At 35.5% G+C, this 13,328-nt stretch carries 16 protein-coding genes; 8 read left to right on the plus strand and 8 right to left on the minus strand.

The genetic code is table 11. The features are described 5' to 3' along the window. The first annotated feature begins 25 nt into the window (after positions 1 to 25). The gene (locus R7Q39_RS20750; protein WP_318076751.1) at positions 26 to 2,260 is read left to right on the plus strand and encodes a hypothetical protein; all 2,235 of its coding nucleotides are present in this window, start codon (positions 26 to 28) and stop codon (positions 2,258 to 2,260) included. Between the two features lie 28 nt (positions 2,261 to 2,288). On the opposite strand, the gene R7Q39_RS20755 is transcribed toward R7Q39_RS20750, so the two are convergent. Then, positions 2,289 to 2,966: a hypothetical protein gene (locus tag R7Q39_RS20755; RefSeq protein WP_318076752.1), complete on the minus strand. Its 678-nt coding sequence runs from the start codon at positions 2,964 to 2,966 to the stop codon at positions 2,289 to 2,291. Between the two features lie 460 nt (positions 2,967 to 3,426). On the opposite strand from R7Q39_RS20755, the gene R7Q39_RS20760 reads away from it, so the two are divergent. The 4 genes from R7Q39_RS20760 (at position 3,427) to R7Q39_RS20775 (ending at position 6,665) form a co-directional block, all read left to right on the plus strand. Then, a complete protein-coding gene (locus R7Q39_RS20760) occupies positions 3,427 to 5,223 on the plus strand; it encodes a hypothetical protein (protein WP_318076753.1) in 1,797 nt (598 codons plus the stop codon). Between the two features lie 9 nt (positions 5,224 to 5,232). After that, a complete protein-coding gene (locus tag R7Q39_RS20765) occupies positions 5,233 to 5,760 on the plus strand; it encodes a CinA family protein (protein ID WP_318076754.1) in 528 nt (175 codons plus the stop codon). 246 nt (positions 5,761 to 6,006) lie between these two features. Beyond that, complete coding sequence (locus tag R7Q39_RS20770; RefSeq protein ID WP_318076755.1) at positions 6,007 to 6,252, plus strand: hypothetical protein; 246 nt, start codon at positions 6,007 to 6,009, stop codon at positions 6,250 to 6,252. Between the two features lie 62 nt (positions 6,253 to 6,314). Further along, a complete protein-coding gene (locus R7Q39_RS20775; protein ID WP_045595388.1) occupies positions 6,315 to 6,665 on the plus strand; it encodes a hypothetical protein in 351 nt (116 codons plus the stop codon). 16 nt (positions 6,666 to 6,681) lie between these two features. On the opposite strand, the gene R7Q39_RS20780 is transcribed toward R7Q39_RS20775, so the two are convergent. Continuing rightward, positions 6,682 to 7,422 (minus strand): hypothetical protein, encoded by a 741-nt coding sequence (locus R7Q39_RS20780; RefSeq protein WP_318076756.1) that lies wholly within the window; start codon positions 7,420 to 7,422, stop codon positions 6,682 to 6,684. A gap of 213 nt (positions 7,423 to 7,635) precedes the next feature. Between R7Q39_RS20780 and R7Q39_RS20785 the strand changes: the two genes are divergently transcribed. Further along, the gene (locus R7Q39_RS20785; protein ID WP_318076757.1) at positions 7,636 to 8,175 is read left to right on the plus strand and encodes a hypothetical protein; all 540 of its coding nucleotides are present in this window, start codon (positions 7,636 to 7,638) and stop codon (positions 8,173 to 8,175) included. 406 nt (positions 8,176 to 8,581) lie between these two features. Here R7Q39_RS20785 and R7Q39_RS20790 read toward each other — a convergent pair whose 3' ends face one another. Together R7Q39_RS20790 and R7Q39_RS20795 are read right to left on the minus strand one after the other, a co-directional pair. Then, positions 8,582 to 9,577, minus strand: coding sequence for a metallophosphoesterase (locus tag R7Q39_RS20790; protein ID WP_318076758.1), 996 nt, complete (start codon positions 9,575 to 9,577; stop codon positions 8,582 to 8,584). 7 nt (positions 9,578 to 9,584) lie between these two features. Then, positions 9,585 to 10,343: a hypothetical protein gene (locus tag R7Q39_RS20795; protein WP_318076759.1), complete on the minus strand. Its 759-nt coding sequence runs from the start codon at positions 10,341 to 10,343 to the stop codon at positions 9,585 to 9,587. Between the two features lie 103 nt (positions 10,344 to 10,446). Here R7Q39_RS20795 and R7Q39_RS20800 point away from each other — a divergent pair, with 103 nt between their 5' ends. Next, on the plus strand, positions 10,447 to 10,662 hold the full coding sequence (locus tag R7Q39_RS20800; protein WP_318076760.1) for a hypothetical protein: 216 nt from the start codon (positions 10,447 to 10,449) through the stop codon (positions 10,660 to 10,662). A gap of 49 nt (positions 10,663 to 10,711) precedes the next feature. Here R7Q39_RS20800 and R7Q39_RS20805 read toward each other — a convergent pair whose 3' ends face one another. Then, positions 10,712 to 10,936, minus strand: a complete 225-nt coding sequence (locus R7Q39_RS20805) for a hypothetical protein (protein WP_318076761.1) — start codon at positions 10,934 to 10,936, stop codon at positions 10,712 to 10,714. A gap of 51 nt (positions 10,937 to 10,987) precedes the next feature. Continuing rightward, the gene (locus R7Q39_RS20810; RefSeq protein WP_318076762.1) at positions 10,988 to 11,548 is read right to left on the minus strand and encodes a hypothetical protein; all 561 of its coding nucleotides are present in this window, start codon (positions 11,546 to 11,548) and stop codon (positions 10,988 to 10,990) included. A gap of 120 nt (positions 11,549 to 11,668) precedes the next feature. On the opposite strand from R7Q39_RS20810, the gene R7Q39_RS20815 reads away from it, so the two are divergent. Next, positions 11,669 to 12,154: a hypothetical protein gene (locus R7Q39_RS20815; protein WP_318076763.1), complete on the plus strand. Its 486-nt coding sequence runs from the start codon at positions 11,669 to 11,671 to the stop codon at positions 12,152 to 12,154. Position 12,155: 1 nt separating this feature from the next. Here the strand turns inward: R7Q39_RS20815 and R7Q39_RS20820 are convergent, their stop codons facing one another. Both R7Q39_RS20820 and R7Q39_RS20825 read right to left on the minus strand, forming a co-directional pair. Beyond that, a complete protein-coding gene (locus R7Q39_RS20820; protein ID WP_045595399.1) occupies positions 12,156 to 12,779 on the minus strand; it encodes a ribonuclease H family protein in 624 nt (207 codons plus the stop codon). Beyond that, entirely contained in the window at positions 12,779 to 13,276 is a 498-nt protein-coding gene (locus R7Q39_RS20825; RefSeq protein WP_053319150.1) for a hypothetical protein, read from the minus strand. Before R7Q39_RS20825 ends, R7Q39_RS20820 begins: the two co-directional genes overlap by 1 nt. Positions 13,277 to 13,328 lie beyond the last annotated feature (52 nt).

Below are 13,328 nucleotides of genomic sequence, written 5' to 3' on the forward strand. Positions count from 1 at the left end.
CTCCTGACCACAAGGAGGATTTTTCATGCAAGAAAAACAGGGGTTTAGCTTAGAACCCACTTCAACTAGCTTTCTAGATTCAATTTTTGGGGATAAGCAGCATTTCGAAATATCTCAAATCGCAGAAGGTTTTTTAGACTACCTTCAAGGAATGTCTGAAAAGCACAAAATACAACGCGTCCTTTCCAAATTCCAAGAGTCTATGAGCATAGACTATCTCTCTATGATTGCGGGTTATGAAGAATTTGTTGATTGCTGTGATGATATGCAAGTTGGCATTTACCCTGAGTTAAAGATTGAGCCAGGAATTACCTTCTCTGATTACCTTGTCAAAGCAAAAGTCGTAAACAAGTCCGAGCTTAAGCGTATGCTTGGCAAGCATTACAAGGTAAGTGATAACGCAACAAAGTCAGACCCTCAAGCTCTTGTTAAGATGTGTGTAGGCTACGGAACTCTTTTTGTTGGTGATGACAGGATCTACGCGTTCAATAATTGCATTGAATATCGAGTCTTTAATGCCGCAGCAAAAATTCTCGGTATGCCAACATTCAAAAACTCACTAGATTTTGATAAGAAATATGAGCTATCAGAAGAGTGCCTTAACATTCTAAAAAGCTCTAACATAAAGAACGAACTTGATAAGCTAGGTAGTGGTTACGATAGCGATTACCTTTCCTCACCTCATTTCGTTATGGAAATGTTTGAATTCATTTACCAGCTATGTCAAAACTCAGCAAGCATTTTCGAAAACGAGCAAAGTGAATCGTTCAACACCGCCTATAATCTCATAGCATTAACCTTATATCCAATATGCAGAATCTTTAACTCTCCTGCATTTATCAGTTACACGATTAGCAAATTTGGTGGCAATCACCTACTTCCGATCATAAACAACATCTATAGAAGGTTTATCATTATTGGTACGCTTTCCCCTATGTTTGAAGGCAAAGGGAAACTCTCCACGTTATCCATGTATTCGGCACTCTTGATTGATAGCGTAGTCTCCGATGGTGAAATGGGATATTTTGAAAGTCTTGATAGAGTTCTTAGTAACATCCCTGAAATCCATAGGTTTGGATACTTCATTACTCACGATGAAAAACCTATAGAGTCTATTAACTCGCCTATCATTAAACACTACTTCAAGCTCTTCCAAGAGCTGAACACCAAGAATTTACCTGGTATCAGGAGTTCCGCAGAACACTTGCCTGACGATCTAAAACATGAAGCTATCTCATCATTAGACAATCTAGAAAGCAGATTCGAGGAATTGTACAAGATAGAGATCAATGACGAAAATTCGTCTCATCTCTTCATTAAAGTGTACGCAATTTTAAGAGGGATTAAAAACGCCTACAAGCAGAAGAAAAAATTTATTCGCATATCTGAGGCAATAGCTGACAGGAGAGAGCTTGCAAGAAGCCATTTTGATAACAATAAGCTATCAGAAGCTCAAAGCGTTATTGCTGAAGTCGATAGTCTTCAAAAGAACATTCATGAAGCTCTAATCACATTTACAAAGCAAACATTTGAAGCTATTGATTCATGCTTCGAAGCACAGAAAAACATCGCTGATTCAGATTCAGTCTCGTCAGATTCTGCTTCTGCAACCGATATGGTAGAACGGGAGAAATTAGAGGCGTTAAAAAACGCAAATACACAAAAGGTTTTGCAGCTTGAAACCGCAATTGAAAAGCTTAATACCGATAATCAGCGCCTAAACGACATCCTGTCAGATAAGAACGAGCTTATCTCAAATCTAGAACAGCGCTTACAAGGCGCATTATCAAAGTCTTCTATTACCATTAGCGATTCGCTAAAACAGTGTATGTATGGCAACCCTTCATACAATGACGTAGTTACTGCTATTCGTGAACTATACCCTCACGCAACTTTCGCTGACAATATCGAGAAGGTAATTTCAAAATGCAACTACGAAAATCCAGCTCGTGTGTTTAAGTACCTAAACCTAATTTGCTCAGACTACTTCAATAGCATCAAAAGCGGAAAGCCTGACGCAGTATCAAAAGAGATACTTGAGCCGTACTACAGCGCAAACGAGAGCAATACAACAGTGCAAGATGTTAAGCTCCGCTCAATGCGCGAGTTTCCCTTTAATGGGAGCAAGGTTCTAATCACCAAGCACTTAACCATTGGTGAAACTTTCAACCCTACAAAAACAGTACAGATATTCTTCGATATCCATTTCAATGAAGTGCGAATCGGGTACATAGGACAGCACTTAAAGACAAGTAGTTGATAGCTGGGGGCGGATATCCGCCCCCTTATTATTTGAAATGTGCTAAGTACTCTTCTTGGTAGTACTTAACAATTTGCTCAGCGTTTTCGAAATGAGGCTCAATAGAAGAGATATTTAAACACTCCTTTACTTGAGAGGATAGTTTTTCAAATTCTCGATTAAACTGATCTTCTTTGAACTTAGGAATGATGCCAGATTTAAGGCTTTGACCATAAATTAGCCTATGCGCAATCTTTGCGTCATTAACAATTAGGAATCCAATCAGTAGCTCATTTTCTTCATCTGAGTTGTTTTCAAATCGAGAGTTTAAGAGATTGATTAACTCAATTCTTACGCTTGCTCTAGTGTTGCTGTATAGGTAATACAAGCCATTAGTGCTAGAAAGAATAACCTTTTTTTCTAATATGGCTAACTCTGTTAAATCAACAGGCTCCAATTTCAAGCAATGAAGAGCTGGCTCTATTGCAAGAATTGCGGTATCAGCCCATTTGTACTTTGCTGGTAAACCATTCTCGGAAACAATCTCGGAGATTTTTTGGTAGATACTATTACGAGTAACTTTTGAGCGAATTGTTTCGATTAACTTGTTTTTGATTTCGAATTTCTTTTCAATTGAGTCGAACGTAACAAGGGTTTTACCGTTAAATATGATCTTGATTTCACCAGGCTTGGTTATGACTTCAAAACATTCTTGCATATTTAGCATTTTCTATCCGTATGAGTTTACAATTTTCTTACTAATTAGAAAATCCATAACATCTACAAGAATGTTGGAAATGTAGTCGTCATCAACTGAAATCTTCCTAGACCTAAAATAAATCTCATCATGTAGAGCGATTGATGAAATGCCCCTTCTAATACATGACTCACAAAACTTAAGCCATTCATTGAAATCAGCATTAGATAAAAGAAGATTGTTGATTGTTTTCCTTTCGATTGAAGGCACATAATCAACAAACTTAGCAATTACAGATTCTAATATTTGCATTTTTATATTATTTTTTAGGTTATTGTTAATAACAACTTACATTATAAGATCCATACAGTCAATTTACTGTTTATCATTAATTCCTAAAGTATGATGACCCACTCACTTCTTGATTCCAATTCATGATAATTTGAGCTATAGTTACTTATCAAAAAATTAAAGACTAAAGATTGTATTTATGGATTATAACAACTGGAAGATATCAGTTCGTGGTGCAGACAAAAGCATTACTGCAAATGATGTTGTATCATTTGCCAATCAGAATGATTCTGTGACACTTTTCGGTCTACGAAGAGAGTTAACAGGCTCTATGTCTGATGAAGCTCCTTTATTGATTTGTGAGCACTGTAGAAACCCAGTTACAATCTCTAGAAGACATAAATCGGTTTTTTTGAAGCATCAACCATTTTCAAATCGTAAAACTGGTGATGCTGTTTATTCATGCCCATTTTATAAAGGGAAAAGTAGCCCAATCTTCGATAGGATCGAAGATAAATCGGAAAGTCGCTTAAGTAAATTCGTAAAACTTAACTTAGTCAAATGCCTTTTGAAAACAAATTCAGTCAAAAAGAGCACGATTCAACTAGACCCCAAAATTATCGATTCAACAGGCACAGGTGAATGGCGAAGCCCTGATGTGTACTTTGAGCAAAACAACGATCAAAAATGGGCATTTGAGGTGATTAATGTCTGGATTAACCCTCAAACAATTGAAGAACGTGAACGATTCTATATTGCCAACAATATAAATTTGGTCTGGCTAATCCCAGAAGAACGATTGAATGCATTCTCCATTACCTATGGAGACCTTATGTTTGGAAGCAATAAAAATCACAATGTGTTTTCATTAACAGTTAAGAATGTTCGAGAGTCCAGAAGAAAAAAAGACCTGTTTTTAACAGTAAATTACCCAACATTTGATAATGAATACCTAAAGATTAAGTCAAAAGTTGTTCAGTTAAGAGATCTTAAGACAACATTGCCTAGTGGTTTGCCATACGCAGTAAATGTAGACTCCATTAGCTATGCTGACATTCGTTCCTATCTGATAAAAAGTGGGTTGATTACATATATCCGCTCAGATGATGAAATTAAGATTGAAGCTCAAAAGCGGGTTACACAAGAGTTGATGAGATTACATAATCTATCTAAGAAATTTATTTTTGACTCACTTGTTGCCGCAAAGTATCTGAAAGCTATCAAGAAACAGTATCAATCACTCCCTGGCGATATTCAAAGTATCGTATACAAAAAGTATGAATCAGCATCAAAGAGACTGAATGCTAACTTAGAAACATTGCGCGTCATGGATAGAATCGCATTACATTCAATGCATCCTGATAAAGATTTAGATTTCATGAAAGAACTAAAATCTGCTCGTTTAAGCTTAGTTCAGTTTGATAACTGCAATGATATTCAAAACGCATTCTCTGGAGTGATTAAGGATAGACTTAAGGATGAACTAAGTAAGGTTAAGCTCAATGACTTGAACATTCAGTCTCAAAATATTCGTGATTTTGATGAAAACGACCTGATTATGCTGGAGCTTCATATCACTAAAATGAAGAGAACCCCTTCATTGATCAATATGCTCACATGCTCGTATCTAATGAGAAAAATTTATTCAGTAAAATTACCTTCTGATACCTTGATACGTGACAGGATTAATTTATCTAAGTCAAATTTTGAATTGATTATTCAGAATCAAGTATCCACTCTATCAAAGAGCACAGAGAAACTTGAGAACCAAGATTTGGAAGTATTACGTTTATTAATTGTAGAAGTTACTCACTTAACCAAAACGACAGGAAATAGATTCTTTTGCAAGAATTACTTCCTTAAAAACAGTAAAGCTCTAATTCTTGATTTGATAAAGACGATTGATCAAGCCTATTGGATTTCAGGCTCAAAAAACGAATATAAGAAAATTTATGCGGGACTTGTTCGCCATATTAGTGGATTACCGCAGTTTTAAGGATTAAATATGAATAATAAACACTCTCAGGCTATAGTTCAAACATTACTAGAAAAGTCGAATGTCGAATTCTTGCATAAATACCTAATAGATAATGGCTTTACTATCTCTTGCGCGGAAAGCTTAACAAGCGGTCTTGTTCAGTTAGCCCTTTCCTCACAATCAGGATCTTCAAAGTATTTCGTCGGAGGATTAACAGCGTACTCAATTCCGATGAAAGTAACGTTGTTGGGGGTTGATCATGAAGAAGCCGTTCGTTCGAATGCTGTTTCTGAGTTGGTTGCCAGACAAATGGTAGATGGGTGTACAAAGCTATTTTCTTCTGATATTGCTATCTCAACAACAGGATACGCAGAACCATTTACTGACGATAATGGCGTTGACCGTAAAAGACAAGCATTCATTGGAATCAAAGTTAATGGAGATATAACCGCACTCGAAGTAACCAGTGAAGAGCTTCAAGATAAGAATCGAGTCGAGGCGCAATTTTATGTGGTTAACAAAGCAATAGAGCTATTAAGAAATCTTATTTCATAAAGATGTGATCAAATTATCAACAAAAGGAAAAAGCGCAAGTTAAGTTAACTTGCGCTTTATTTTTATTCGTAATTGTTTAGAATGTAAAAAATTAATCAATAAGAATAAGAATTAAAAATGAACAAACTAAACAATAGAAATACTTTGCTTTTTAAGTGCCTTATTACAGAGATGTGTGCAGATAGAGTTCGTCAGTCAGAAAGCTTGAATCCAATAGACTACGTGAATTATATACAGCAAAGAACTTTGGCAGAAATATTTACAATAGACCCGTCATCGACTTCTGATTTTTACGAATATTTTCTCAATCTTTGTGGTTCAGAAGATTTGTTCTACCAGCTAATGTCTGAAGAGAATCAGAAATTGTATAAAGAAGATCTGGAAATAGTCTGTAATGTTATTACAGACAAAGTCAATGAGTTCGGTGAGATCTACGTTGGTATCGCATTGGAGCAAGAAGATGCAGACAATATTCTGTATTTCTTTAGATAAAAAATTTCTAATGCATTGGCGAATATAGTATAATTAATAAAAATTAATTACTTAAGAAAATTATGATCACAGTAAAAACAATTGCTAATAGATTTTTATCTAGCAAATTAAAACCAAAGGTTACTATCGGAAAAGGCGGTAAAGTATGTGCTGGTTTCGGTGTGTTTGATCGTGAAAATAATGCATATGAGATCCCTGTTTTAGTAGAGCGCAGAGCTAATGGGATGGTTTTCCATAAGTGGGATCTCGACCATTCACCTATTATTGAACAGCGTGAAGATTTTAGCTTTGTAGGTACAATGGAAGAATTACGCGCCATTTGTGATAGTGAACTGGCAACAGTTGAGCATGTTGATTTATTCTTAAAACAAAAGACCCGAGATAATTCATCTCAAGGTCTTATGTATGGTTAAGTTTAGAATTAGCACGTTACATGGTTAAACCATCCATCTTCATGGATGGTTTTTGCTGTTTAGCCATCCAAGCGTTAAACACCTTTTCGAGGTCAGGGTTCTGCTCTACAAAAAATTTCATGCTTGCGTTTGAGGGATTATCCTTTGTAGTCAAAAGTTCACCAAGCATCTGATCCTGAGTATCTTCATTTGCAAATGATATAATCTCATTTTCAGACTCAAAGACCCAAACATCCTCAAAATTTCCAGCTCTGCGAACAAAACTTTTTAAATCCAAATCGTATCCGAAGGTTCTTGCTTTAATGCCGTTTGGCTCAATACCAAGCTCTTCCATTCGTTCTGAAATGCTATTTAAGGCTTTGAATACTTCAGTGCGCATTTCTGGGAAGTCAGTAAATTTTAATCGCAAAGATATATTACCAGGAATATTTCTGTTGCTTTCAGACACATCTAAATAATTCAATAGCGCTTTATTTTCAAAAGCTTCTTCGGCTATATCGCTAAACAAATCCTTCAATGATGTCTCATCATTTAAAACTAATGCTTTACTTAATGGGAGGTTATCAATTGCATCTTGAGACAACACAATTGTAGTAGCCTTTTTAGCGATGTTAATATCATGCTCCAAAGCGAGTGTTTTGACTGCTTGTTGAGCTTGCTCTCGTGCAAAGCGGCTATCACTAGAATCACCAGTCATTAACTTTGAGACTTTAAATAATTCAAATCTAGCAATTTTATTGGATGGTTCTTGTATCATATTCTTCTCATCAATTAATCTTTTTTATTCTATTAATTATATCATTCTAAGGTTCGCTTAATCAATCAGTAATCATTTTTTATTTTTAACAATTTAATAAAGCGATTTTTCGGCAAACTTACTTGTTATATATCAATATTATATCGCAAACAATTGAGCTATACACCTAGTTATGCTTTAATGAGTTACATAAAAATATTCGGCGGACTAGTAATGAATTTTTGGAAAAAAAGTAACCGCGTAATGCTACATCTTATGACAATTCTAGTGATAGTTTCTGGTGTTTTCATTTATAAAAATTCGGTTTTAATTTCAGATCAGGCACTTATCGACGGGAAGGAGCCTGGATTGAATGTTTATGTTTCTTTCCTAGAAAACCCAGATGGTGCAAACATAGACGAACTCTTTTACCCTGCTCAATCACAGTTGAGTTTTTTCGAGAATAGAATTGATGACAATGATGCATCGATATCAAAAATGTATAATGTGGTTGATATAGACTTTAATGAGTCATTAATAGACATTAGAGACAACTTTAAAATTGAAGTTGAAAATTGCAATAACACTTTTGAGCGCCTATCAAGTCGCGCTGGATTTACCAAGATTGAGTCTAAGCATAACATCAGGATTTATGCCCACACTATAGACTGTAAAGATTTGTATTTACATTCTTTTGTATTTATGAAGGATATAGGTCACGGATTTAAAGTGTACAAGACAACATTTAACCAAAAAAAACTTAAGAGTGGTTAATATCCAATGTTTGGCGATAAAGTTAAAAAATGCTGTAGAGAGTCCTTGGATAATAATGGTCAGGGATTGAATGGTGGTTTAGCATATTTCGGAGAATTCAATTCAATTAGTGGTACTTGCAAATGTGGCATTAAGTGGTATAGAGCCGAAACAAGAAATGATTCAATTCAAGGATATAAGGGTAAATGGTCTCAATATTCATATACCCCGACAGATAAGCTTAAACCCTATTACCTCAAAAAGCATCCTAACAAAAGAACCGAACAAGAAACAATTTTAGCTCAGCATAGAAAACTGAGACTCTATAAGCGAATTGTATTCATCCTATTATTTCTTATGAGCTTATTCCTGTTTACATAAAATACAAATTTCACTAAAGCCGCAGCACAATGCCTACGGCTTTTTTTTATTTGAAGCTTATCTGGATAGGAATCTGTTCTCTCACTTCCCTCAGCTCTTTTCTATTGATATAGCCAAATGGATCGCTTTGAATAAGCGTATCCCCGATATAATAAGATATTTTTTCATGTATATGACCATGAAACCAAAAATCAGGCTGCAACCTTTTGATCAATGGGTCGAGATTAGAACAATACAAACTTGTACCTTTACCAGAATATTTGGCATATAGGTCAATATCCCCGCTCTCTAATGGGTTTAGTCTCGGTACTATACCTTCTGAGTTCAACTTTCTAATTGCATCTTTGAATTCAATTGGTGTACCTTTCTTAAATCTCGACGCAGACTTAAAACTTGGGCTGTGATGTGTGATTACAATCACTGTTCTATTTTCATTTTTGTGTTTTTCGATTGTCTCATCCAAAAACAACACACACTCTTTATGTCTTAGAGTTTGGTCAATAGGTTTTAGTCGGGCATATGAATTTTTTCCGATAAGTTTTTTCCGAATAGCTTTAAAGTCTCGGAATCGATACGTCCCTTGACCAAGATACTCAGATACGTAATCTGCATCTTCTTTATTTAGAGCAATATCTGTCCATAAGGTAGATCCTATAAATGCAATCTCTCCATCTTCACCCTTTAGAATAATCTCATCATTATCAAGAACAAATACGCCATCAATCTCATTGAGTTTTTCAATACCTTTCAATGACTCACTATCAAAGTTAGAATTGTAGTATTCGTGGTTTCCTGGCACATACAAAACAAGATCAAATCGACTCCTAAATTCCGAAACTACCTCTTTCGCGAGCACACCCTTTCTAAGTTTGAAAATATCTCCTGCTAGAATAAGCACATTGAAATGATCACAGTGGATAGGTTTAATGGCATCGAATTGACTCCAAAATACACTTCTTGGATATAAATCGTTAAAGTTTTCCGTATGAATATCAGATGTCTCGTAGATATCTATTCTTTTATTTGTAATTACTTTACTCATATTTCACCTATAATATAGATTCAACTACATGCTTGTCATACTCACTTTTCAGGCTTTTATTTAGCTCATACCTCATAACTTTATTGACCCAGCCCAACTGCCTATCAGCCAATGCTTCAAGGCTTCCTAGAGCACTAATAGTTCCCGCGCCAACCCTAGCTACATAATTTTCTTTATCACTGTATTCAATTTTGTATCCAGATTGTTTATCAATCTCAAATACCATTTTAACCTCATAATCCTCTGTAATAGCGGTACTAAAGTTATAGTTGATTGTATTTGAGTATTCGAAATCTCCTTTTTTACATTGGTAGTTCATTACCCAAGATCGTTTAAAACTTCTGACTGTACCTACCATTTTCAGTGAATCGCAAAAATCTAAGTATTCTCTGTTTTTAGCAATAGAAGACTTAAGATCTTCAGGTGTCCCTTTTCTCAATAAGTGCATACCAATATTTTCAGTTTCTTTAGCTTTACTTACGTCATTTTTGATTATTCTCAGGCTCTCTTTAACATCTTCACTGATAGCGGCTTCTGTTATTACCACATCTTTTTTCACCTGAGAGGATCCCTGATCATCTTTCGGTAATGTTGCTAGTCCATAGCTAAGCATAGCACAAACTATGATAGCAATTGTTATGAAATCAGAGTGATCAAAACCGCTTTCTTTAGAAACGTCGCGATTTTTCTTTCGCAATAACTGTTCTTTAGCTTTTGCTAGCTTATCCGATAGATCCGATTCGGTTTTAGTGGTTATCTTTCTCATAATTCCTTCTTTATTCTAATTAATTAAATTGATTTTTATTCATTAATATACAATTTGACCAAAAATTGTCAATAAAAAAACACCTCATGCTATCATTAGATAAATGAATAAAAATAATAAAGTGAATAAAATGAATATCAATACTTACTATGCTCGAAAAGTACCAACCGTATACATGGCAAGTCCCTCAACGCCCAGGGCAAATGTGAATGAATTAAATCATTTCAAGGATTCATCTCAAAACAGAAAAGTAGTTGGTTTGGAGCAAAAAAGCGCTGGTGATAAGAGTAAAGGTTGTTCCGTAGATGTTTTTGTTTAATAAATAAAAAACCGAGAAGCATCTCGGTTTTTTGTGTCTTATCTGACGATTAAGGAGTAACTAGCTCGATATGTTCTCGACATTCTGGATTTTCAGCAATATTAACGCCTACCCATAAGCACATAACCTGATCTGGTTTCAACTCAGGAAAAGCTTCTAGAACCCTAGTACATGGCTCTAGAGCGGTTTCATATTTGTGATATAGGTGCTGCATTAATCGTCCAGCTTTTACGACAGCATGATCTTTACTCAAATCAGGCAAATCAAAATTCATTAGACCACCAGCCTTTTCTTTTAATTTAATCTAAATTATATTCAAGTCAGCTTAAGCTGCTTGCGCTATCTTCTTTTCTACATACTGCCACTCGATCAATGGGTTAACTATTAGGACTAATGTTTGCCCCTTAATTGTCATCTTGATTCCATCATAGCCTAGTTTAGCTGCAATTCTACCTTTTAGCCTGATAATCTCATGCTTTAAAAAGTTCAACTTACCAGCTTTAGTGGCGTTTGGCGTGTAATCTACCTTAGTAGGAATAACGTCAATGAAAGCTTCTAAGTCAACAATGTTGCTTCGACCAAGGAAGATAAAATCAGAAAACATATCCAGTATGTTCCCATCATCCACATTACATATTGATTTCAAAATCGCCATATTTTCTGGTGTTTTTTGAAGATTTCGAGATGAGATGATATTCTCTTTATTGATTGAGCACTTGTAAATACTCATACCTTTATCTTCGTAGCTTTTGAGGGTTTCTGGATTTTCGTTTGCAAAGAAGCCATCGAAAACATTGCTAACATCGTCGTTAAGCAATCCCACATCTAAACGAAGAGCGATACCATTTGCTGACTTATTAGCATGGTAGAAATCAGTGTATGACATGTTCCCTCCTATTTCTTATTTAGATATTATAGAACACTAGAGGCTATAAAGATAGTTTTTATTATACATATAAAACACAACAAAACAATAAAAAACGAATAAAGAATAAGACCCTACATTATGAGTAAGTCAAAAAATAAATTATCAGTTTTTTTATCCTTCATCGGAATTGCACTGCCAATAGATGCGTTAGCCATAGCGAATTATGGAAGCACTAAGTTAACAAGAGATTTCCAGCGATATGATAGAAATGGCGATATGGTTTTAGAATTGGAAGAGTGGAAAGCATATGCTTATAGATCTTTGATAAATAAAAACTCAGAAACCAACCGCATACTTTTCGAAATGGACATAGATCTTTCTGACACAATCTCAAAGGATGAATTCGATATCTTTATAAAACGACATGGCTTGGGAGCTATTATTAACGAGTCCATTGTGTATTCATGGGGGAGTGACCAAGACAATGACATCTATGAAGCGTCTAAGTCAGATTTCATAGTCGATGTACAAACATTCCCTTATTTGACCATCTTTGAAAGTATAGACACCAACAAAGATGGTCACATAAGCAGATCAGAGTTTTTCAAACTCAAAGCCAAGTGATTTACTTCTTCCCAAAATCAGCAGGGATTTCTTGTGACCACTCTTTTGTATGCCACTTACGAATTTCAATTGAGCCAGCATCTTTACAAGTTCTAAGGAACTGATCGGCCTCTCCCATTAATCGCACAAGCTCAGGGTCTGCATTGCCACTGCGGATAACGTCTGAGTTGTGTGCTTTGTTTTCATACCAGTAAATGGCATTCGCTGAATCACTGTAAATGATTAGTGGTAAGTTGTGTACATTCGAGTTCATCAGGTATTTGATACCATCAACGAGCGCTAGATACTCACCAATGTTTGCAGAACCACCAATGAAGACTTTACTTCTAAAGACCTCTTCTTTGGATACGTTTAATACGCCCCTATAAATCAGTTCTTGTGTCTTTTGTGAATAAGAGGCATCAACTGTTAGGCATTCGAATAACGGCTTGTCTGGTACATGTTGCTTAGCTTTTTCTGGGTAGTATGCTTTCCAACCCTTCTTAAAGGCTTCGTTAGCCTCGCTTGGCGGGAAGCTTTTGTACTTAGCGCCAGGGAATTTATTAACTGCTGCTTGTGTTTCAGCCCACGTTTTCATAACCCCTTTCTTTCTACCTACCCAAACAACATATACTTTCTTAGCCATTATTTTTTATCCTTTATCATAGATTCTTTTATAGCGATTAGGTCAACAAACTGTTCTTTGATTGAACCATTCTCTTTAACAAGCAAGTCATTCTCGCCAATGATGAATGTCCAATTTGCATCGTAGCTTAACAGGCTTTCATTCACCCCTTTTACACCTAATATACGGACGCTACCATTCATATCCCAGATGCCAACACTAACTTTACTTTCAAGTGTAATTGATTGACCGTAAGAATTGGCAAATCCAATAATCTCAACCTTATCATCGTTTAAGATTGAAATGTTTGAATCTTTTATCGAGTACGTCCAATCTGTTGTATTCTCAATAACTGTTAACACATTCGTCTTATGACGATCATATGAATCAATAGCAGCTTTATTGGCAACAAACATGGCGAAAACTGCTAGAAGAGAGAATGTAAGCATCAGGGCTAACAAGGTTAGTACGATATGCGTAGAAAAAACATGCTTCTCTTCTTCTGTCATACTACTCATACTTTCCTCCATTATACACAAAACGAATTAAAAGTAAATAAAAGGTGAAACT

The organism is Vibrio sp. 947 (assembly GCF_033339115.1).
GTDB classification, from domain to species: Bacteria; Pseudomonadota; Gammaproteobacteria; order Enterobacterales; family Vibrionaceae; genus Vibrio; species Vibrio alginolyticus.